General features: G+C 62.0%; 17 protein-coding genes. 6 read left to right on the top strand and 11 right to left on the bottom strand.

What is annotated here, in order from left to right; all coding sequences use genetic code 11:
* Positions 1-13 precede the first annotated feature (13 nt).
* Complete coding sequence (gene hemN, locus VRS74_RS05195; RefSeq protein WP_354144187.1) at positions 14-1,327, top strand: oxygen-independent coproporphyrinogen III oxidase; 1,314 nt, start codon at positions 14-16, stop codon at positions 1,325-1,327.
* A 17-nt stretch (positions 1,328-1,344) separates the two neighbouring features.
* On the opposite strand, the gene VRS74_RS05190 is transcribed toward hemN, so the two are convergent.
* From VRS74_RS05190 to VRS74_RS05175, 4 genes are all read right to left on the bottom strand, one after another.
* On the bottom strand, positions 1,345-1,902 hold the full coding sequence (locus VRS74_RS05190; RefSeq protein WP_354144186.1) for a VOC family protein: 558 nt from the start codon (positions 1,900-1,902) through the stop codon (positions 1,345-1,347).
* Complete coding sequence (hppD, locus tag VRS74_RS05185) at positions 1,899-3,017, bottom strand: 4-hydroxyphenylpyruvate dioxygenase (protein WP_354144185.1); 1,119 nt, start codon at positions 3,015-3,017, stop codon at positions 1,899-1,901. The genes VRS74_RS05190 and hppD overlap by 4 nt, the downstream gene beginning before the upstream one ends.
* A 101-nt stretch (positions 3,018-3,118) precedes the next feature.
* Positions 3,119-4,645 (bottom strand): acetyl-CoA acetyltransferase, encoded by a 1,527-nt coding sequence (locus VRS74_RS05180; RefSeq protein ID WP_354144184.1) that lies wholly within the window; start codon positions 4,643-4,645, stop codon positions 3,119-3,121.
* A 10-nt stretch (positions 4,646-4,655) separates the two neighbouring features.
* Positions 4,656-5,924 (bottom strand): acetyl-CoA C-acetyltransferase, encoded by a 1,269-nt coding sequence (locus VRS74_RS05175; protein ID WP_354144183.1) that lies wholly within the window; start codon positions 5,922-5,924, stop codon positions 4,656-4,658.
* Between the two features lie 112 nt (positions 5,925-6,036).
* Between VRS74_RS05175 and VRS74_RS05170 the strand changes: the two genes are divergently transcribed.
* Together VRS74_RS05170 and VRS74_RS05165 are read left to right on the top strand one after the other, a co-directional pair.
* Positions 6,037-6,798 (top strand): crotonase/enoyl-CoA hydratase family protein, encoded by a 762-nt coding sequence (locus VRS74_RS05170; protein WP_354144182.1) that lies wholly within the window; start codon positions 6,037-6,039, stop codon positions 6,796-6,798.
* Position 6,799: 1 nt separating this feature from the next.
* The gene (locus VRS74_RS05165; protein ID WP_354144181.1) at positions 6,800-7,963 is read left to right on the top strand and encodes an acyl-CoA dehydrogenase family protein; all 1,164 of its coding nucleotides are present in this window, start codon (positions 6,800-6,802) and stop codon (positions 7,961-7,963) included.
* 86 nt (positions 7,964-8,049) lie between these two features.
* On the opposite strand, the gene VRS74_RS05160 is transcribed toward VRS74_RS05165, so the two are convergent.
* On the bottom strand, positions 8,050-10,641 hold the full coding sequence (locus VRS74_RS05160) for a TonB-dependent receptor (protein ID WP_354144180.1): 2,592 nt from the start codon (positions 10,639-10,641) through the stop codon (positions 8,050-8,052).
* Positions 10,642-10,802: 161 nt separating this feature from the next.
* Complete coding sequence (locus tag VRS74_RS05155) at positions 10,803-12,830, bottom strand: TonB-dependent receptor plug domain-containing protein (RefSeq protein WP_354144179.1); 2,028 nt, start codon at positions 12,828-12,830, stop codon at positions 10,803-10,805.
* A gap of 110 nt (positions 12,831-12,940) precedes the next feature.
* Between VRS74_RS05155 and VRS74_RS05150 the strand changes: the two genes are divergently transcribed.
* The 3 genes from VRS74_RS05150 to VRS74_RS05140 all read left to right on the top strand — a co-directional run bounded on the left by VRS74_RS05150 (position 12,941) and on the right by VRS74_RS05140 (position 18,265).
* On the top strand, positions 12,941-14,449 hold the full coding sequence (locus VRS74_RS05150; RefSeq protein WP_354144178.1) for a flavin-containing monooxygenase: 1,509 nt from the start codon (positions 12,941-12,943) through the stop codon (positions 14,447-14,449).
* A 44-nt stretch (positions 14,450-14,493) separates the two neighbouring features.
* Positions 14,494-15,258: a competence/damage-inducible protein A gene (locus VRS74_RS05145; RefSeq protein ID WP_354144177.1), complete on the top strand. Its 765-nt coding sequence runs from the start codon at positions 14,494-14,496 to the stop codon at positions 15,256-15,258.
* Between the two features lie 88 nt (positions 15,259-15,346).
* The gene (locus tag VRS74_RS05140) at positions 15,347-18,265 is read left to right on the top strand and encodes a DUF2339 domain-containing protein (RefSeq protein ID WP_354144176.1); all 2,919 of its coding nucleotides are present in this window, start codon (positions 15,347-15,349) and stop codon (positions 18,263-18,265) included.
* Positions 18,266-18,565: 300 nt separating this feature from the next.
* Here the strand turns inward: VRS74_RS05140 and VRS74_RS05135 are convergent, their stop codons facing one another.
* The 5 genes from VRS74_RS05135 to nusG all read right to left on the bottom strand — a co-directional run bounded on the left by VRS74_RS05135 (position 18,566) and on the right by nusG (position 22,260).
* Positions 18,566-18,856 carry a hypothetical protein gene (locus VRS74_RS05135; RefSeq protein ID WP_354144175.1) on the bottom strand — a complete coding sequence of 97 codons (291 nt, stop codon included), beginning with the start codon at positions 18,854-18,856 and terminating at the stop codon, positions 18,566-18,568.
* Between the two features lie 545 nt (positions 18,857-19,401).
* On the bottom strand, positions 19,402-20,094 hold the full coding sequence (gene rplA / locus VRS74_RS05130; protein WP_354144174.1) for a 50S ribosomal protein L1: 693 nt from the start codon (positions 20,092-20,094) through the stop codon (positions 19,402-19,404).
* A 4-nt stretch (positions 20,095-20,098) separates the two neighbouring features.
* Positions 20,099-20,530, bottom strand: a complete 432-nt coding sequence (gene rplK / locus VRS74_RS05125) for a 50S ribosomal protein L11 (RefSeq protein ID WP_354144173.1) — start codon at positions 20,528-20,530, stop codon at positions 20,099-20,101.
* A gap of 182 nt (positions 20,531-20,712) precedes the next feature.
* Positions 20,713-21,600 (bottom strand): hypothetical protein, encoded by an 888-nt coding sequence (locus tag VRS74_RS05120; RefSeq protein ID WP_354144172.1) that lies wholly within the window; start codon positions 21,598-21,600, stop codon positions 20,713-20,715.
* A 123-nt stretch (positions 21,601-21,723) separates the two neighbouring features.
* Entirely contained in the window at positions 21,724-22,260 is a 537-nt protein-coding gene (gene nusG, locus VRS74_RS05115) for a transcription termination/antitermination protein NusG (RefSeq protein WP_354144171.1), read from the bottom strand.
* Between the last annotated feature and the right edge of the window lie 7 nt (positions 22,261-22,267).

Genomic DNA, 22,267 nt, shown 5'->3' with positions numbered 1-22,267 from the left:
GCATCAGGCTCGCATGTGGCCTTATCACCCTGACCTGCTGGCAACACCGGTACCGCGATACACCAGCTTTCCGACTGCGGCCGAATTCGGGCCAATCTCCGGGCATGCCTTCATCGAAGCGCTTGAGCGTGTCGAGGGAGAGGTCTCTCTCTACGTTCACATCCCATTTTGCGAGAAGATCTGCTTCTACTGCGGGTGCAACACTGCCGCAGCAGGACGCCGGCAGCGGCTCGAAACCTATCTCGATGCCTTGCACCGCGAAGCCGCCTTGCTGGCGGATCACTTGCCACGGGGTGTAACGATCAAGCGCCTGTCATTCGGCGGCGGCAGCCCCAATGCGATCAGTCCGCTCGACTTTGCGCGCCTGCTCAGCTGCCTGACCGTACATTTTCGGCTCGCCAGCCCCGAAATCTCGATCGAGGTCGATCCGCGCGCGATGACCGAAGACTGGGCCGAAGTGATCGGCAGTTCCGGCATCACTCGCGCCAGCCTGGGTGTGCAGACCTTCTCGCCAAAGGCGCAGGAGGCCATCGGACGCGTCCAGCCGCCCGAGATGATCGAGCGAACGGTTGGCTGGCTGCGGCAGGCAGGCGTGACTTCGCTCAATTTCGACCTCATGTATGGCCTCCCCGGGCAGGTGTGGGAGGATCTCGAGGACACGCTGGAGCGTAGCCTGGCGCTGGGCGCAGACCGGATCGCGCTGTTCGGATACGCCCATGTACCGCACATCATCCCTCGCCAAAGGGCGATACCGGCGGATGATTTGCCTGGTACGGCAGCACGCTTCGACATGGCCGCGCGCGGCTTCGACTACCTGACCGCACGCGGCTATGCCTCGGTCGGGTTTGACCATTTCGCACGTGCAGGTAGAGATCCGCTGGCCATTGCAGCAGCCACCGGCAAGCTGCGGCGGAACTTCCAGGGCTTCACGGATTACAGTTCTTCAGTCCTGATCGGACTGGGCGCGTCGGCGATCAGCAGCTTTCCCGAACTGCTGGCACAGACGGAGAAGAACAACGGTCGCTACCGCATGCTGCTCTCGCAAGACCGCCTTCCGGTGGCGCACGGCATCAGGCGATCGGCCGACGACCGCTATCGCGGTGCCGTGATAGAGCGGCTGCTATGCGATGGAGAAGCGCGGCTCGGCGCGCGGCTCATGGGCGAAGCGCGGGCCGCACTGCAGCCGTTCATTGCGCGCGGGCTGGCCACGGTCGACGACGAATGGCTCAGGATCAAGCCGGACGGCCTGCCCTATTCGCGCAGCATCGCCGCGCTCTTCGATCCCTATCGACAGGATTCGCAGCGCCGCTTCAGTTCTGCTGTCTGATCTGGAACGGATCGGGGTCAGCCGACCCCGTGTTCCTTGCGCGCGATTTCGTGCAGCCAGGCCGCATGCTGCGGCGCCTTCTTCGTCTGGCTCCATTCGTCGAGCATTAGAGGAGCGACGCGCTTCAGCTCGTCATACTGCTCTTGCGTGCCGATATCCGCCGCCAGCTCGACCCGGTGGCCGTTGGGATCGAAGAAATAGATCGACTTGAAGATGCCGTGGTGGGTCGGGCCGAGCACATCAATCCCCAGCCCTTCGATATGCGCCTTGGCAGCCAGCAATTCCTCTTCCGATGCGACCCGAAAGGCGAGGTGCTGGACCCACTGCGGCGTATTCTCGTCGCGCCCCATGTCGGGCTGGTTGGGCAGCTCGAAAAAGGCGAGCACATTGCCGTTCCCCGCATCGAGGAAGACATGCATGTAGGGGTCATAGGCGCCGGTTGACGGCACGTGGTCCTCGGCAAAGGCCGTGGTGTATTCCATCCCCAGCACCTTGCCATACCATTCGACCGTCTCCTTCGCGTCCTTGCAGCGATAGGCGGCGTGGTGGATGCCCGCAGGCTTGATCGCGCTCATTCGGCCGGTTCCTTCGCTTCGATTTCCAGCACGCCGCGGCGGATCTGGTCGCGCTCCATACTTTCGAACAGCGCCTTGAAATTGCCTTCGCCGAAGCCGTCGTCGCCTTTGCGCTGGATGAATTCGAAGAACACCGGGCCGACCTGCGCCTCGGCAAAGATTTGCAGCAGCAGGCGCGGCAGGCCGCCTTCCGTGGTGCCATCGAGCAGGATGCCGCGCATCTTGAGCTGGTCGACCGGCTCACCATGGCCGGGCAGGCGGTCGTCGAGCATTTCGTAATAGGTTCCGGGCGGCGCGGTCATGAAGGGCACGCCAAGCGACTTGAGATTGTCCCAGCACTTGACCAGATCGTCACAGATCAGCGCGATGTGCTGGATCCCCTCGCCGTTGAATTCACGCAGGAATTCCTCGATCTGGCCCTTGCCGCCTTCGCCCTCTTCATTGAGCGGGATGCGGATCTTGCCGTCAGGCGCGGTCAGAGCCTTGGAGGTGAGGCCGGTGTACTCGCCCTTGATGTCGAAGAAGCGGATTTCGCGGAAGTTGAACAGCGTCTCGTAATAATCCGCCCAGTATTTCATGCGACCGGTGTAGACGTTGTGGGTGAGGTGATCGATCAGCTGGAAGCCCGCGCCGACCGGGAATTTCTCGACGCCCGGCAAATATTCGAAATCGATGTCGTAGATCGACAGGCCTTCACCTGCGGCATCGGGATAGCGATCGACCAGATAAAGGATCGCGCCGCCGATACCGCGGATTGCGGGGATGTGCAGTTCCATAGGGCCAGTCTGGACCTGGACCGGCTCGGCGCCCTTCTCAAGCAGGTGCGCATAAGCCTTGCGCGCGTCGCGCACGCGGAACGCCATGCCGCAAGCCGAGGCGCCGTGCTCGCGCGCAAAGAACCATGCCGCGCTGCGCGGTTCGTAATTGGCGATCAGGTTGATCTGGCCCTGGCGCCACAAATGGACGTCCTTCGAACGGTGGGTGGCCACATGGGTGAAGCCCATCGCCTGGAACACGGGCTCCAGAACGCCCTTTTCCGGAGCGCAGAATTCGACGAATTCGAAGCCGTCGAGGCCAGCGGGATTGTCGAACAGGTCGGTCGGGTGCTTGGTCATGCCATTCCTCTGACAGAATCAGGATAGTTTCGTTTGAAACTAAATACCGCAAAGAGCGCCGTTTGTCAAAAGCGCGCCAGTTCTGCCATGGTTCCGCCGGTTCAGGCGACGCGGCCGATATTGCGCCCGCGTTCGTCCTGGGTCACCGCAAGCCTTGCCTCGAAGGGCTCTCCGCCTTCGAACAGAGCGCGCGTTGGCTCGTGCGAAAGGTCTACGTTCCCGCAAACCCGTTCACCGGCTTGGTTGCGGCCGACAAAGATCGCCGCACTGCCATTCTTGCCGTGGTTGATGGTGTAAGTCTCGACGACAGCACTGTCGAAAGCCCCCTCGTGGCGAGGCACGGCATCGTCAGCCTTTGCCAATTTGGCGAAGCGATCGTTTGCCGACCAATCTGCCGGGGTCGTCGAATAAACGCCGGTCGAATATTTGCTCATCCACCCGCCGTTCGCGCCCACCAGCGCGAACGAACCGCGATCCTTGCGCACACGGTAAACCGCTTCGCACATCGCATGGGCTGAGTAGTTATTGCCCGCGCCGCCAAAGAAAGGCAGTCCGCCGGTCAGCGTCAGCCCGCGCGGATCGTCGATCGCGATACCGAAATGGTCGATCGCGTTGAATACCGGGATGGCGAAGCATGAGTAGAAGTCGAGGTAGGACATGTCGCTCATGCCCTTGCCTGCACGCGCCAGCGCCGCCTCGAGCGAGGCGATCGACGCGGGGCTGCGGCTAAGATCTGGCCGCTGCGTCAGGTCAAGTTCGGTCGCGGCCGAGACGGCATGAATATGCACCCATTTGTCTTCCGGAACGCCGAGTTCGCGCGCCAGCTTCGCGCTGGCGACGATGATCGCAGCAGCCTGGTTCACCTGGTCGCGCGCCACCGTCATGCGAGTGTAGGGTTCGGCCACGATGCGGTTGCGATCGGTGACCGCGGCAAGCTCCTCCACGCTGCGCTCGACCGGCGCGGCGGAATGCGGGTTGGCCGCTGCAACCCGGCTGAATGGCGCAAAGAGTTCGCCAATCTTCAGGCGATACTGCTCGAGCGATAGCCCCAGATTGGCGCGGCGGCGGTTCTCGCACAGCGCATAAAGCGGGATAGCCCCCGCTGCCCCATGTGCCATCAGTCCCGGTTCGAGCAGCCCATCGAGGCCGAAGCCCCGATCCTCGATGCTGCCGCCCACTTCTTCGGACCAATCCGGCTTTATGCCCTTTGCAGACAGAGCCAGTACGGTCGAGATCGCTTCCGACCCGACGATCGCGGCGCATTGGCTTTCGCCAGCGGCGATTTCCGCGGCAAACTCGCCCAGCATTTGCTGGTTGGTTTGCCCGCCGGTGGTCGAAAGGATCGCACAGCGCGGGTTTGCTCCCACACGCTTGGCATAGGCACGCGGAACATTGTCCGCACCGCCGAAGGGTCGCTCCGCACCCGGGCGAGACATCTCGAACTGGCGGATCGCCACAAGCGTGTCGATCGAACCCGCCAGGTCGCCGCTCGCGTCGCTGTCCGCAATCGCAGCCGCGAGCGCCCGTCCGCCGAGATCCATATGGGACAGCGCCTCATAGCCCTCGTCTTGAGGACGTTCGGAATACTGCCCGACCCCGATAATGACGGGCGTGTTGTCCGCGATCATGTACCGAGCCTCAGTCGACGTAGTCGTCGACCCGCTCGACGATGATGGCCGGTGCCATGCCGCCTGCGGCGCACATGGTCACAAGGCCATAGCGCCCGCCGCGCCGTTCAAGCTCGTCGATAATCGTACCAATCAGGATCGAGCCGGTCGCCCCGATCGGATGGCCGAGCGCAATCGAGCCGCCATTGACGTTGACCTTATCCCAGCTGAGCCCGAGATCGCGCACGAACTTTGCGGCGACGACCGCGAAGGCCTCGTTGATTTCGAACAGGTCGATGTCATCAATCGACAGTCCCGCCTTGGCCAGCACCTTCTTCGCCGCAGGCACCGGCGCGTTGAGCATCAGCGTGGGATCATCGCCCATATTGGCGGTGGCAACGATCCGTGCACGCGGCTTGAGCCCGTGCTTGCGGCCGTAATCCGCGCTGGTCACCAGCACGGCGGCCGCCCCGTCGACCACGCCGGACGAGTTGCCCGCATGGTGGAAGTTCTTGATTTCGAGATCGGGATACTTCTGGTTTACCAGCTTGCGGAAGGTTGTGCCCTTTGCGTCGAGCGGGGCATCGGCAATCTTGGTGAATGCGGGTTCGAGCTGCGCCAGGCCTTCCATCGTCGTTTGCGGACGCGGATATTCGTCATGGTCGAGCAGGACGTTGCCTTCATCGTCCACGACGGGCACGATCGACTTGTCGAAGCGTCCGGCCGCAATGGCTTCGGCGGCGCGCTGCTGGCTGCGGTAGCCGACTTCGTCTAGCTCTTCGCGAGTGAACCCTTCCATGCTGGCGATCGCATCGCCGCAAATGCCCTGGTGGCTTTGCGGATGAACCTTCTGCAGGCGCTCGTTGTAGCTGCCCATCATCGGCGGCTTTAGGCCGGCCTGCATCTTCTCCTTCGCCATCTGCGCGGTAAGGCTCATCATTTCGGTGCCGCCCGCAACGATGCAGTTCTCCATGCCGCTTATCACCTGCGCCGCCGCCAGGTTCACCGAAGTGATTCCGCCGCCGCAGAAACGGTCCAGCGTCGTGCCGCTGGAAGTGATGTCATAGCCCGCGTCGAGCGAGGCCATGCGTCCCATGTCGCCTGCCTGCAAGCCATCCTGGGTCGAGACCGACCAGATCACGTCATCGACGGTGGAAGTATCCAAGTGGTTGCGATCCTTGATCGCCTTGAGGACGGTTGCCGCGAGATGCTGCGGATGTTCTGCCGCCAGCGCGCCCTTGCCCTGCTTGCCAATTCCGCGAGGAGTGCGGACCGCGTCGATGATGTAGGCTTCAGCCATCGATTTATTCCTTTTGATGGGGCCACGGGCTTCCCGTGGACATGCTGTTCCACCTAGTTATATAAGTCGCAAATCGAGACGCAACACCTGCTATATTGGAGAGAGACGGCGCATGAGCGAAGAGCTTCTGACAGAAGAGCGTGATGGCATACTGATCATCACCATCAACCGGCCTGAGGCCAAGAACGCTATGAACAAGGCTGCCGCCGAAGGCATTGCGGCGGCGCTCGACAGGCTCGATTCCGATGACAATTTGCGTGTCGGCATCATTACAGGCGCAGGTGGCACCTTCTGTTCGGGCATGGACCTCAAGGGCTTCCTGCGCGGCGAACGCCCCACGGTTGAAGGGCGCGGATTTGGCGGATTGGTAGAAGCACCGCCGAAAAAGCCTCTTATCGCTGCGGTCGACGGCTATGCGCTGGCAGGCGGACTTGAACTGATGATCGCTTGCGACCTGGTTGTAGCCAATAGCGGAGCCAAATTCGGAATTCCCGAAGCCAAGCGAGGGCTTGCAGCAGGTGCTGGCGGCCTGATGATGCTACCGGACCTGGTGCCGCAGAAAGTCGCGATGGAACTGGCCTTGACGGGCGACTTTATCGACGCTGCACGGGCTCATGCGATTGGGCTGATTAACCGCGTCACCGACGGCCCTGCACTGGAGGGCGCGATGGAACTTGCGGAAGCGATCAACGCCAACGGACCGCTCGCGGTGAAGGTTTCGAAGCAGGTTATCGTCGAATCGCGCGGCTGGGGGCCTGACGAGCGCTGGGAAAAGCAAGCCAAGCTGCTGCCGCAAGTATTCATGAGTGAAGATGCGCGCGAAGGCGCAGCTGCCTTTGCCGAGAAGCGCAAGCCCAACTGGAAGGGGAAATAACATGTCCGTACTCAATGTCCCCCAGCCCGAGTTCATGGAAGACGAGGAAATCGCGATCTTCGCCGACGCGGTTGGCAAATTCTACCAGCAGCACGCGCCGGAAAAGCGCATCCAGAAATGGCGCGAAGACGGCCAGGTCGAGCGCGAATTCTGGAACGAGGCCGGCGCGGCAGGCCTGCTCGGCGTTTCGGTGCCCGTGGAATACGGCGGCCACGGAGGCGATTTCCGGCATGATCTGGTTGTGATCGACCAGCAGGGCAAGCATGGGGTGGAAGGCTTTGCCGCCTCGCTCCACAACACCGTGATCCTGCCTTACCTGGTCCGCCACGGAACCGAGGAGCAGAAGAAGAAATACCTGCCCAAACTCGTGAGCGGCGAACTTGTAAGCGCGATCGCCATGACCGAACCAGGCGTCGGCTCGGACCTGCAGTCGATCACGACAACCGCGGTCAAGGACGGCAATGGCTACCGCATCAATGGTGCGAAGACCTATATCTCAAGCGGTCAAATTGCGGACTTCATCATCATCGTCGCCAAGACCGATCCCAATGAACGCGCCAAGGGCATTTCGTTGATGCTGTTGGAGACCGAAGGCGCAGAAGGCTTCAAGCGCGGCAAGAAGCTTGACAAGATCGGCCTGGACGCGGCCGACACTTCGGAGCTCTTCTTCGACGATGTCTTCGTGCCGGCGGAAAACGTTCTCGGCGGGGTCGAAGGTAAGGGCTTTTACCAGCTGATGGGCGAGCTGCCACAAGAGCGCCTGATCATCGCGGTAGGCGCGATCAACGGTATCGAGAAAGCGCTCGAGACAACGATGGAGTACGTGAAGAGCCGCAAGGCGTTCGGGCAGACGATTTGGGACTTCCAGAACACCCAGTTCGTGATGGCGGACCTGAAGGCGCGCGCCACGGCGGCACGTATCTTCGTCAATGACTGCATTGCGCGCCATATCAAGCGCGAGCTCGACGTCGCGACTGCCTGCATGGCCAAATACTGGGTCACCGAGCTGCAAGGCGAAGTGGTCGACAAATGCCTGCAATTCCACGGAGGCGCGGGCTTCATCAACGACTACCCGATCGCTCGCATGTATCGCGACAGCCGCATAACTCGCATCTTCGGCGGCTCGAACGAAGTGATGAAGATGGTGATCGCAAGGTCGATGTAAGCCGCCTCGACATTACATCATTGCAAAGGGAAGGGGCGGCCCGCGCAAGCGAGCCGCCCCTTCCCTTTCTTGTTACGATAGCCGCCTCAGAACTTGGTGCGGACCGTCACGCCGTAGGTGCGGGGTTCTTCGACGAAGCCGATCCGGCTGCGCGTTCCCGTACCACCGCGCAAAGAAGTGTTGGCGGTGATCCCACGGGTGATCTCGTTCGAAAGGTTCGTTCCCCACAATTCGAAGGTGAACTTCTCATCAGGAGTGGTGAACCCGATACGAGCGTTTATCTTGAAATAGTTCTCTTGGTAATCGAACGGCAGCTCAAGGAGCGTTCCGGCCGAGGTCCGCTCGAAATGCTGGGTCGAAGTCCGGCGCTTGTCCGAGTAATTGACATTGAAGTTGCCAAGCAATCCCCAGCCCGAGCTGCCAAGCGGCCCGTCATAGGTCATCCCCACGACACCTGCGAACTTGGGTGCATTGGTAAGCGGCTGGCCGCACAGAAGCGAAACCGAGCCGACAACAGCTGCCGGCGAGCCGTCGTCACAATCGTCGCTGTATTTGGCGACGGCATAGGTGCCCGACGCATTCATGCTGATGTGGTCATGAAGCTTGCCGAACACTTCCACTTCCACCCCGCGCGAGCGCGCAGCCTTTACGTTGAAGGTGGTGAACTGGACGCCTGTGAACTCAAGCACCTGGAAATCGCTCATGTCCATCTGGAACAGTGCGATATTGGCGTTGATCCGGCCAAAGGTACCCTTGAAGCCAATTTCATAGGCATCGACTTTTTCCGACTGGAACCGCGGATCGGCGTAAACGGGCGCAACCGGTGTCGAAGTGCCCAGGCTAGCCAGCACCGCCGCACTGTTCACAAGGTTGGCCGCTGTCGGATCAAGGTTGAAACCGCCCGATTTGAAGCCGTGGCTGAAGCTGGCATAGAGCATGGTATCCAGGGTCGGCTTCCAGGTCAGCTGCCCAGTATAGGTGATCTCGTCATCCTTGAAAGTATCCGCCCATTCGCGGGGCAGCGGCAGCAATCTGCTCGCCAGTCCGCCACCCAGGGCCGTTGGCGCAGCCAGATTCACGGGCGCAACGAAGGGGAAGCAGTTGAGGCCGACCATGCCGGCGCGCAAGGGTGCAGGAATTGCACCGGTCAGCGCGCCCGTTACGCTCGCCTGGCAGGCGCCATTCGATGCAGAAAGCTGGTCGAAGCTCGCCACCTTCTTTTCATCGACATAGCGTGCGCCCAGCGTAAGGCTCAGCGAGTCAGTCAGGCTGAACACGTTGTGGGTGAAGACCGAGAATGTCTCGGCTTGCTGGTCAAACAGGTTGACGGCAAACGCGCCGTTGGCGTTGACCGGAACTCCGCCATTGCCAAGAGCGGTCAGCGTAAACAGCGGATTCACCCCTGCGACATTGGCAAAATTGCCGGCCGAAACGGCGCGCTGGAAATCAGGCCCAAGCATCATGGAGCCCTGGGCCTTAATCGATTCATCCCCGTAGAAGGCACCTACGAGCCAGTCGAGCTTGTCATCGAAAGCCTTGCCCTGAAGCCGCAGTTCTTGCGTGAACGTCTGAATGTTATCCCCATTCTTGGGGAAGCCCGGCGTGGTGGTGCTGCCGCCAACACCAACCGAGAAGATCTTCAGGCTGGTGAAGTCCGATTCCTGCCGCGAGAAAGAGCTGAAGTCGCGATATGCGGTGATTGAGGTCAACTCGGCAGCACCGATGCTCCACTTGAGCTCGCCTGACACGCCCCATTGTTCCGCACCGTTGCGGAACAGTTCAGCATTGGTATCGAGGCCTTCAAGTGCCGAAAATCCCGAGGGGCCGACACCATCACTGGCAAGGCCGTGATAAGCGAAGAACGGCTGCAATTCCGTTTCGCGGATAATCACCGCGTCGCAGCAATTCTCATCAACCTTCGAATAGTCGCCCAAGATGCGAATGCTGACATCGGCTGACGGCTCCACAAACAACTGGCCACGCAGCATGTAGCGATCGCGATTATTGCTTTCTGCGCCAGTCGTGCTCTTCAGGTAGCCATCGCGCTTGCGCCATGTGCCCGAAACGCGCACCGCTGCCACGTCTTCGACAATCGGAGCGCCGACACCTGCCTGGAGGTTCATGAAATCGTAATTGCCATAGCTGGCGTTGACGAAGCCTTCGACATTACTCAGGCTCGGTCGCTTGGTAGTGATGTTGAGCGCGCCTGCTGACGTGTTGCGTCCGAACAGGGTACCCTGCGGGCCGCGCAGGACTTCAAGCCGCTCAAGGTCCAAAAGGTCGCCCAGAGCCACGCCAGGCCGCGACTGGTAGACACCATCGATGAACACACCCACCGAACTTTCCAGACCGGTGTTGTTACCGGTCGTACCGACGCCGCGGATCTTGATCGAAGTGCCCTGCGTTTCGGTCTGAGATGACTGGATATTGAAGCTGGGTGAGATTGATGAAAGCAGCTTGATGTCGGCAATGCCCTGCCGCTCAAGTTGCTCGGGTTGTACCGCCGTCACCGCGATAGGAATATCTTGCACATCGGCCGCACGCAGGGTCGCCGTCACGATGATGACGTTGTCATCGAATTCCTGACCGGCCCCACCATTGTCTTGTGCAAAAGCCGGCGCTGCCAAGAAGCTGCTTGCCAGCAGGCCAGCGGCGAAGGCGGTAAGCTTACGTCCCATAGGTTTCTCTCCCAAAAACCTGATTTTTGTGCGCGAATGATATCACTTACACTGCGCAAATAACAAGGGCGCCGCTTGCACCATCGATTGATGTGGCAGCCATCCGATGTAAAAATGGCACAGTTACAGTTGCAGGCAAGCAACGCGGCTTGCTGCGTGGCTCAGAATCCATAACGTAAACCAGCCCAAAAGGTGCGAGGGGTTCCGACATCGATCGATCCGGCGGAATTGCGCGTCACGATCCTCGTGCCGGTCAAATTCTCGCCTCGGAGCACAAGTTGGAGCTTTTCTCGCATTGTAACGCGCGCGAAAAAGCCCAATGTCGTGGCGGCCGTCAGCCGGTCAGATTCCTGCTCATCCTCGAATTGCGCACCAACGTGCCTCAGCGCCGCAGCGAACTCCCAGCCCAAGGCGGGAGCCCAGCCGAATGTTGCCGATGCAGCCCAACGCGGTGTCTGCGGCGGACGGTTCCGATCCACATCGGCAGAGGGACCGCGCCCCTCGATCGAAGCATCGCTGTAAACGATCGAGCCGTCCAGCTTTACGGAGCCCAGCGCAGCCTTGGCCGAAGCTTCAATGCCACGCGCCTCAATGGCAGGAAGGTTCTGGCGCTGGCGCAAGATTGGGGTCAGCGTGACGTTGGCTATCGCATTTTCGACCCGGTTCTCGAACGCGGTCATCGAGAGTTCGAAACGATCGCTCGGCGAGAAGTCGAGCCCGGCTTCGAAGCCCTCAAGACGTTCATTGCGAAGCTCTGCATTGGCTTCCGTCACAACAGGGAACACCACGAAGGGGCGGTATAGTTCGTTGAGCGTAGGCAATCGGAGCCCGGTGTAGGCCGCCCCGCGCAGCCGCAATACGTCGCTTGCATCGAAGGCTGCCCCCACCCGCCACGACAGCGCCCAGCCGGCCCGGTCGGCAGCAATGGTTTCCTTCGCTATCGCCCCACTAGAGTTGACCGCACGGTAGAAGCCATCGGCAATCGACGTGCGGTCGGCCCGCAGCCCTCCGGTCAGTGTCAGCGCGCCCACTGCCCAGTCATCCTCGACGAAGAGGCCGAGATTGGTGTTGGTGCCGCCTGCCCGACGTCGTTCGGTGAGGTTGCCGGTGAAGGCGCTGTAGGCCTCTTCCTGCAATTCGCCCTCGGCACGGCGATAGTCGATACCCAGCCGAAGCGTATGTTCCCCGCCGACGGGCGGCCGAAGCTCGAACTTCCCGCCTAGCCCAGTTGACGGCGTGTTGCGCTGATCGAGCACGCGCACGAACCGGGTCGAGTGCATCACGATGTTTGAGAAATTGCGCGCCTGCACATAGGCTAGGGCTTCGAATTGCCAATCTCCGCGCCCGACCAGCCGCAAGCTGGCATCCTGGCCTTCGCTCGACGAATCCGCGCCATCGAACCGCAAGGTACGTTCGTCGCGAAATGCGAGCGCGCGTACCTGTATTTCGACCGTGTCCGACAGAGGCGCGACGCCGCGCAGACCCACCGACCAGCTATCGAAGGCAGCGCGCGCGCTGGCGGGCACACGCTCGTCTCGCGGCGTGGTGTAGAAGCCCTGCCCACGGTCCCAGCGCGCGCTCAGTACGCCAAAGCCGCTGCCCAGTTCCTGTGCCAGCGATGCGCTGGCTTCGGTTTCGCCGCGATCATTCCCCAGCAGGCTCGCCGCAATGGGGCCAAGCGCGTTGGCATCGGCGCTCTCCAGTTCGATCGTGCCCGCGAGCGCACCCGCGCCGAATGGTCCCGAGCCACCGCCACGCGTTACGCGGATCCCGGCCAGTTGCTCCGGCGCAATGGCGCTCAATGGAATATAGCCGAAAAACGGATCAGCCATCGGGACGCCATCCAACAGCACCAATGCGCGACTGGTGGCGTTCCCTCCCAAGGCACGCAGCGTCACCCCTTGCGCACTGGGGTTGGACGATCGGCTGTCTGAACGGCGGAATTGCTGGAAGCCAGCAACATTGGCCAGCACATCCTCAATCCGGCCAGAAGGCGCAGCCACGATTACAGCGCGTTCGATCTCGCTAACCGCATAGGCCACCACGGATGGAGCCTGGGCCAGGCCTTCGCCGATGACCACGATTTCGCTTTCTGCTTCATCGGGCGCTTGCGTGCTGTCTTGAGCGGCTGCGGGGATCGCAATCAGGGCGGAAGACGCAGTGAGGAAAAGCCGGGCATGTATGGACATGGCGCGCGCCCTAACCGATCCTCTCATTCCAGTCAGTTGCAAAATGCTATTCGAACTACCATTCTGGGACGGACTATGCTTACATGAGTGTAAGTAAGAGAGGGAAGAGCATGCTAGCAACACCGTCCGATTTCGATGTCCTGATCGTTGGCGCCGGGATTTCCGGCATCGGCATGGCTGCGCATCTGGAGATGATGTGCCCCCGTCGCAGCTACGCGATTGTCGAACGTCGCGACCAGATCGGTGGCACGTGGGACCTGTTCCGCTATCCCGGCATCCGTTCGGACAGCGACATGCACACGCTCGGCTTTGTGTTCGAACCATGGAGGCACGAAAAATCGATCGCCGACGGCCCCTCGATCCTCGAATATCTCAATCGCATCGCCGATGAACGCGGCATCAGGCCGCATATCCGCTTCGGCTACAAGGTTGTCTCGGCCGATTTCCGGCCCGACGAGGCGCGCTGGCATGTCACGGTCGAACTGGCCGATGGCGAGCGCAAGCTGCTCACCGCCAACTTCATCTATCTCGGCGCCGGCTATTACGACTATGACGATCCTTACGACGCCGGGTTCGATTTCAGCGAGTTCGAAGGCGATGTGATCCACCCGCAGTTCTGGCCGAAGGACTATGACTACACCGGCAAGAAAGTTGTGGTGGTCGGATCGGGAGCGACCGCCGTCACGATCGTGCCGTCGATGGCCGACAAGGCCGCCCATGTCACCATGTTGCAGCGGACGCCCACATGGATGTTCTCGCGCCCTGCGAAGGATGCAATCGCCAATTTCCTGCGCAAGGTCCTGCCTGAGAAAGTCGCCTATGCGATCACTCGGTTCAAGAACATCACGATGCAGGATTTCAGCTTCAAAGCGGCGCGCAACAAGCCCGAGAAGGTGAAGCAGGCGCTGCACAAGCGGATCGAAAAGGCATTGGGCAAGGATTACGACAAGGAAGCCTTCACCCCGCCTTACAACCCGTGGGAACAGCGGCTGTGCCTCGTGCCGGACAATGATTTGTTCGAAGCGATGAAATCGGGCCGGGCATCCGTCGTCACCGGAAATATCGCTAAGTTCGAGAAAGACGGCGTCCGGCTGACTTCAGGCGAACTGCTTCCGGCCGATATCATCGTCACCGCCACCGGGCTCAAGCTGGCGATCGCCGGCAAGATCAAGATCAGCGTGGCGGGCGAACCGGTCGATTTCAGCCAGCGCTATTACTACAAGGGCTGCATGTTCTCGAACCTGCCGAACCTTGCGGTGGTGTTCGGCTATCTCAACGCCAGTTGGACGCTGCGCGCGGACATCAATTCCGAATTCGTCTGCCGCGTGCTCAACCACATGGAAGCGACCGGTACCAACCTCGCCACCCCTGTGCTGACAGCGGAGGCCGAAGCGAAGATTGAGGATGACGACCTGTTCGATTTTTCCTCGGGCTATATCCAGCGTGGCAAGCACATCATGCCCAAGAGCGCCAAGGATTACCCGTGGCGGCTCAACCAGGAATATGTGTTCGATCGCAAGGTGCTGCGCCAGGGCGATGTCGACGACGGTCTTTTGAGCTTCACCCGCGCCGGGGCCAATGCCATGATGGCGGAAGAACAGCTTGAAGCGGCGGAATAACAGCCCCCTTCCCTCGCGCTACGCTCTCCACTAACGCCGTAGCCATGAGCGCATCGGAAAAAATCTGGACGGCCGGGCTCGTCGTGATCGGCGACGAGATCCTGTCTGGCCGCACCCATGACAAGAACATCGCCCAGGTGGCGAGCTGGCTGCAGGTGCAGGGCATCCGCCTCGCCGAAGTTCGCGTTGTGCCCGATGTGATCGAACGTATCGTCGAGGCGGTGAACACACTGCGTGCGCGGAACGACTATCTCTTCACCACCGGCGGCATCGGCCCGACGCATGACGACATCACGGTCGATGCGGTGGCGGAGGCGCTCGGCGTGCCGGTCGTCATCCACCCGCAGGCACGCGCGATCCTTGAACGCTATTATGCCGACAAGCCGGGCGGCCTGAACGAAGCACGGCTGCGCATGGCGCGTGTGCCGGAAGGCGGCGAGCTGATCCCCAACCGCATGTCCGGTGCGCCTGGGATCAAGCTCGGCAATGTCTTCCTGATGGCAGGCGTGCCGCACATCACCGCAGGCATGCTCGACGCCCTCACCGGCACACTGGAGGGCGGCGCTCCACTGCTCACTGAGACTGTGGGTTGCTGGGTGCCCGAAAGCGAAGTGGCCACGCTGCTGCGCGAAGTGGAGAAGGCACATGAGAAGTGCCAGATCGGCAGCTATCCTTTCTTCCGCGAAGGGCGCGTAGGCGCCAATTTCGTGGTTCGATCAACCGATGCCGACGCATTGCAAAGCTGCGTGCATGTGTTGTGCGAAGGCCTTGGCGAGCTCGGTCATGACTTCACGCCCGGTGGCATCTGACGGCAGCTAGGCTTTGGCCTAGTGACAATTCGGCCTTTGTAGCTTTGCCAACTCGCCCTATCCTCCGCGCAAGGGGAGAGGGCTCGACATGAATTTCCTGCTGATTTTGCTGCTGGGTGCCGCGGTAATCTGGCTGTGGAAGCGGGTAAACCGGCTCGAGCAAAGCATCTCCATGCTGGAATTCCGCGCCGCGAAAGAAGATCGGATCGAAGCGCAAGAGCGGCCCAGTGAGGCTGCTGCCGTCTCCCGTCCCAGCGTCCCGCTTACACGCAGCGAAGAGCCAGCGGAGGCGGTGAGGCAAGAGGTCGAACCCCAACCTGCCGAACCAACACCCGCACGGGAGCCCGAACTTACCAGCCAGGCTGCGCCAGGTCTCGCGCCTGAAGTGGCGCAGCCGGTCGAAGAGCCGAGCCAGCGCTTCCAGTTCGATTTCGAGGATGTTTTCGGCAGGCGCCTGCCGATCTGGGCGGGCGGTATCACGCTGGCGATCGCGGGCGTGTTCCTGGTCCGATACTCGATCGAATCCGGCCTGCTGACGCCCGTGGTGCGGGTGGCGCTGGCCTTCCTCTTCGGCTTCCTGCTGCTTGGCGGTGCCGAATGGGCCTGGCGCAATGAGGAGAAGGTCGCCGATCCGCGCGTGCGCCAATCGCTTGCAGGGGCGGGCCTCGCGACGCTCTATGCCGCATTCTATCTCGCCGGGACACAATACGGGCTGGTCGGGCAGACCGTGGCGTTCCTCGGGCTGGCGGCGGTCACTGCTGGATCCATCGCGCTGTCCTTCCGCTTCGGCCTGCCTTGCGCCGTATTGGGCCTTGTCGGAGGCTTCGCAGCGCCGGCGCTGGTCGGCGGCGAGGAAGCCAATTTGCCGCTGCTGTCGCTTTACCTCGGCCTCGTTACCGCCGGGCTGACCGTAACCGGCGAGCGCCAGTCCCGCCCATGGCTGTCGATCGCGGCGCTGGTATTCGGCCTCGGCTGGGGCGCGGTTTTGCTGCTGGCAGGGGATCCCGGTGTGGCTGAAGTGATCGCGCTGGGGCTCTATTTCGTGGTGCTGGGGGCAGTGCTTCCGGCCTTTGCCGGGGCGCAAGGCTTCGAACGACCTTTGCGCTTCTGCTCCGCGCTGGTCGCCAGCGTCCAGCTGGCGCTGCTGGTCGACCAGGCCGGCTATTCGCCGCTGGCCTGGGGGCTCTACCTGCTGCTGGGCGGCACGCTTGCCTTCCTTGCATGGCGCAAGCCCGAATTGCGCGAGACGAGCGCAGTCGCGGCTGTGGTAGCCATATTGCTGCTGGCGCAGTGGGACGGTGCCCAGCCCATGATGTTCACACTCGTGACCGCGGGCATCGCGGCCGTCTACGCAGCGGTGCCGCTGGCGCATCTCTGGCGCAGCGAAGCGACCCGGATCGACCTGTTCCAACTGGCAGGCGCGCCCATCGCGCTCGCCTTGGTGGCCTATGCGACGTTCGGCGAGCCCGATGCTGACATTCTCGAGCTGCAGCTTGCGCTAGCGGTGGCCGCGCTTTCGGCATTCCCGCTGGCGGGCGCTTGGCGGATCTGGAACGGCGAGAGGTCCGGCGATCTCGCATTGCTGCTCGCGATCGGCTCGCTGATGCTGTTCGGAGCCATGCTGCTGGTCACGCCCGCCTGGCTGGCGGTGGCGATGGCCACGCTGGTCTTTGCGGGCCTGTTCGCCTTGCTGCGCGAGCGGAACGATATGCCGCTGCATGCCCTGCCCTGGGCCGCTGCCGCGATATCGCTGCTTGCCCTGTTCGGATCGGCATATCTCGACGCCGAAATGGTGCGGCTTGGCGGCGGCACCAGCGATGGAGATTTGCTGACGGCAGGAATCCGCTGGCTGGCCGCACTGCTGCCATGGTGCGTACTTGCCTGGTCCGAGAGTGACAAGCGCGGGCGCGGGCTCGCCGAAGTATTGGCGGCACTGGTCGCCTATGGCCTGGTGGCGCAATTCCTGCCCGATACAGCCGTGACCTGGGCCGCCGCGGTCGGCGCGATCGCGCTGTGGCAATTGCAGCCGGGCCGCATAGCGGCGCAGCTCACTGTCATAGTCCTGACTGCAATGTGGGCAATTGCGCCACTCGGAACATGGCTGGCCGGAGGCGCGTTCGCCCTGCTTGGCGATCCGATGCTGTGGCGCGACCTCCCCTCCATGCGCGACTTGCTGGTCCGGGTGCTGCCGCTCGCTGCAGTGCTGGCGGCGGTGCGCCTGCCCCTGCCCGAACGATCGAGCCGCTGGCTGCCGCACTCCTACCTGCTGGCAATCCCGATTGCCTTCGTGATCCTTCACACGCTGTACAAGCAGTCGTTCGCGATCGACACGGTGACCGGCTTCACCGACTATGGCATGGCGGAGCGGACACTGTGGCAGGCGCTAATCCTGGCAGCGGCGGTGGCGCTCGATCGCGGGCTGCCGAAACTGGGCCCTCAGCCGCGCCTCGGCGCGCTGGTCGCCGGATTGGCGCTGGCCCATGCGCTGTGGTTCACCGGCATGCTGCACAACCCGTTATGGAGCAGGCAGGCGGTCGGCCCGACTCCGATTGCCAACCTGGTGCTCGCCGCAGGGGCAATCGCAAGCACGGCGGCTCTGATGCTGCGGCGCCATGCAGCCGGGCTCCCGCGCGCCTTTGTCGACGGCGCGATCATGCTGGTGGTCGGAGTGGCCGCGCTGGCGCTCCTGCGGCAGGCATTTGCAGGCAGCATATTGGTCGATGTGCCGATGACGCAGGCGGAGGATTTGCTGCGCTCGCTGCTTGGCATCCTGCTGGCGTTGGGCTTCCTCTTCGTCGGGAACCGATTGGCCGAACGCAGCTGGCGGATCGGTTCGCTGGTCTTCATGCTGCTGGCCGTGGCCAAGGTATTCCTGTGGGACGCCGCCGGGCTTGAGGGCTTGTTGCGGATCGCCAGCTTCATGGCGCTGGGCTTCAGCCTGATCGGGATCGGCTGGGTCTATGCCCGGCAGTTAAGAGTAACGCCGACAGCCTCTCCGCCCGAATGACATAGCCGCTCATCGCTGTGCGATGCGATACATGCGACACTGTCTAAGAAGAAAACTCCCGGCTCGTAATTGCGGGCGTAGCGAAGCAATCCATGCAAACGCGAGCCAAGGTGGATTGCCATGTCGGCTGCGCCTCCTCGCAATGACGATACGAGGGATGGAGCGTCGGTGCGATACGACGATGGCAAAGAGCGCTGCGCTCTTGCCAGAACGCGGCCATGTAGGAAAATCGGGAATGTCCGCTAACGACCCATATGCGGACAGTTGCACATTCCGCTTTCGTGGTGATCGTAGTGCATGTCATTCGACATTGCGGCCGCAGATAACCTGTACGCGCATGACCGAGGGATCAGCGCCAAAAACTTGGGTTGAACGGCCCGTCGGTATTTCACTGAGATACTCTCGGACTTCCATCGACAAGTCCCAGGATGGAACAAAGCGGTCTCTCTGGACTACGCCGCCAATCGATTTGGCGAGCTTTCGTGCATCTCTGCATGAACGGATCGCTTCGGTCTTCGCCTTGAACTTCTCATAGGCAATTTTCCGGCTATCTACGGACAGGAGCAAGAGGTCATAGTTCTCGTCCAGCAAAGCGCGCGTCCGAGGATTTGACGGGGCCGCTGAATTGTCCGTCGAGGGCGATTGCAGTATTGGAGCCCCATCGGAATTAGTGGCCGAGCAAGCTGATGCGAGTGTGAGTGCGGCTGAAAGAAATGCAATAAATGCTAGCGGCGCTCTCTTAAATGCGGGGAATTTCACAATTCGGGCTCCCGATGTCACTGCGCCCAATTGCTGGTTACTTTAGGTAAGGGCGCCTGTCCATGCGAGTGACACCAACTACTTTCGGCGTTCGCTTTCCACCCAAATTCGATCATCCCGATCCCGCAAAAGCAAAGGGCCGGAGGATTGCTCCCCCGGCCCTTTTGATTTTAGCTTCAAACGCCAGCGCTCACATCCGTTCGCTTGGCTTTCGGCCTAACCGGCCGGCGGGCGGTCGCCCTTGCGGCTCACTGTTCGCTCGCCGTCTGGCTCCTGGTCACGGTAGTCAAAGCCCGACCGGGCGCCCGCAGCGATGCGACCTTCAGGTCGCATGAGCGAGGAAGCGATAGCGCGGAGGCGCTATCGCCCCAGACAGGTCAAGCGCCTTCGACTTCCGACAGGGCGACCTTGAGGCCCGGGCCCATCGACGAAGTGACGGTGACCTTGCGGACATACTTGCCCTTGGCACCGCTTGGCTTGGCCTTCACCACAGCTTCGGTCAGCGCCTTGAAGTTCGCCATCAGCGCCGCATCGTCGAAGCTCAGCTTGCCGATGCCCGAGTGGATGATGCCCTGCTTTTCAACGCGGAATTCAACCTGGCCGCTCTTGGCGTCCTTGACGGCCTGCTCCACGTTCGGCGTGACGGTGCCGAGCTTCGGGTTCGGCATCAGGCCCTTGGGGCCCAGCACCTTGCCGAGGCGGCCGACGACACCCATCATGTCGGGGGTCGCGATCACGCGGTCATAGTCGAGGTTGCCGGCCTGCATGTCTTCCATCAGGTCTTCGGCACCCACCTTGTCGGCACCGGCGGCCAGCGCCTTGTCGGCATTGTCGCCGCGAGCGAACACGGCAACGCGCACGTCCTTGCCGGTGCCCGAGGGCAGCGACACCATGCCGCGCACCATCTGGTCGGCGTGACGCGGGTCTACACCCAGGTTCATCGCGACTTCGACGGTTTCGTCGAACTTGCCCTTGAACTGGCGCAGCGTGGCGAGCGCCTCTTCAACCGAATACAGCTTCTCGCGGTCGAGATCGGCCAGCAGCTTCTGCTTCTTGGTCGGCTTTGCCATGATCTTAGCCCTCCACCACTTCGAGGCCCATCGAACGCGCGGAGCCTTCGATGATGCGGGTTGCCATTTCGATGTCGTTGGCGTTGAGGTCAGCCATCTTCATTTCGGCGATTTCGCTGAGCTGCGAACGCTTGATGGTTCCGGCTGAAACCTTGCCCGGCTCCTTCGAGCCCGACTTCAGCTTGGCAGCCTTCTTGATGAGGAAGGTCGCCGGCGGCGTCTTGGTGACGAAGCTGAACGAACGGTCCGCATAGACGGTGATGATCGTCGGGATCGGCATGCCCTTTTCAAGGCTGTCGGTCGCGGCGTTGAACGCCTTGCAGAATTCCATGATGTTCACGCCGCGCTGACCCAGGGCAGGGCCGATCGGCGGCGAGGGGTTTGCGATGCCGGCGGGCACCTGTAGCTTGATATAGCCAGAAATCTTCTTGGCCATGAGGGCACTCCTTTCACAATGTCGCCGCGGATCGGGATCCTTGGCTCATGTTAAGCGGTCAAACAGGGAGCCGGGGCGCCCCTTCCGCACGGTTTTCCAAAGCTGTCGCTTTAAGGAAGGCGCGCTCATAGCGTTTTCGGCGCCAGATGCAAGCGATTCCGCCTGCCGGGCCTGCGGTGAAACTAGCCCGCGGGCGCCGGTTCGAACTCGTGCACGAACAGCCCCTGCCGCCGCGCGTCATACTGCGCTTGCATCGTGCAGGGTTTTGCCTTGCTGCGCTTGCACCAGCCCTGCGCCGACCTTCTCGCCCGGTCCCCGCTGCTTTCGACCACTGCGGCATGATCGGCGCCGAGCAGATAGACCTGCATCACACCGTTGTCGGTATAGCCCTGCACCCCGCATTCGCGCTCGGGATTGGCCTTGCCGCAAGCCAAGATCGCCATTCCGGCGGCCGCCGCATAGGTGGGTTGGCCGCTGGCGATGTAGAGCTTGCCGTCATAGCCCACGAGCCCCTTGACCCAGGCGGCCACCAGATAGCTCTTGCGCACTTCCACACCGGGAAAGCGTTCGCTCGTATTCGAGCCGAGCCGGTGAGTTCTTTCGCAGGCGAGGATGGCGTCGCCCCGGCAATCGGCCTGCGCCTTCTTCACGGCGTTCTTGTCATTGGCCCATGCCGAAAACAGCTCGCCGCGAGCGTTTCGGTAGAATTCCATGTATGAGTTGGACCATTCGCCGCCGCTCACGCATCCTTCGCCCATCGCGCGGGCGCAGGCGGCGAGCGCTTTCGCTGGCCCGGCATTGTTGGGGCCGGTGTAATCCCCGTCGACCCAGATGTCCGCAGCGTCGACATGCCAGGCGAACGCGGCATGGCTTTCCGCGACGGCAACCGCCTCGCCGCCGTTACCGGGGCAGAGCGGGACATGCGCGCTTGGGTTCGACGTATCCACCGCCACGGGGGTTTCACCCGGGCCGCACATCCGCATCTGCGCCTGCGCGGGAGACGGCGCGAAGGCGAGGCAGCTTGCCATCCCGATCAGCAGGAGAAGGCAGCGGCGGAGAAATTGCGGCATGGTGCATCCGTGGTCATCGTCCGGGCAGGACAGGCAAGCGCCCGCGGCCACAATGGCGCGTGAAGCCCACCGGCGCGAGCGCCGGCGGTGTACTGATGCATCGGAATTTCGGCCGCAGCCGGATTACTTGACCAGCTCGACCTGTTCGAAGTCGAGTTCGACCGGAGTCGCACGGCCGAAGATCGAGACCGAGACCTTGACCTTCGCCTTGTCGAAATCGAGTTCCTCGACCACGCCGTTGAAGCTGGCGAAGGGACCGTCGAGCACCTTGACCTGGTCGCCGATTTCGTAATCGACGCTGATGTCGCGCTTGGGCGCGGCCTTGGCTTCTTCCACACCGCCGAAATAGCGTGCGGCTTCCTTTTCGCTGATCGGCTGGGGCTTGTTGCCCTGCCCCAGGAAGCCGGTCACCTTCGGAGTGTTCTTGACGAGGTGGTACACGTCGTCGGTCATCTTCAGCTTGGCGAGGACATAGCCGGGCATGAACTTGCGTTCGACCTGCACCTTCTTGCCGCGCTTCACCTCGGTCACGGTTTCGGTCGGGACCTGCACGTCCTCAACCGCGTCGCTCAGGCCCAGCCGCTCGGCTTCAGCGATGATCGCATCGCGGACTTTGTTCTCGAAACCCGAATAGGCGTGAATGATATACCAGCGAGCCATGGTGTGT

This window comes from Altererythrobacter litoralis (assembly GCF_036324225.1).
GTDB lineage: Bacteria > Pseudomonadota > Alphaproteobacteria > Sphingomonadales > Sphingomonadaceae > Erythrobacter > Erythrobacter litoralis_A.
This window is presented reverse-complemented; position numbering and strand designations above follow the sequence as displayed.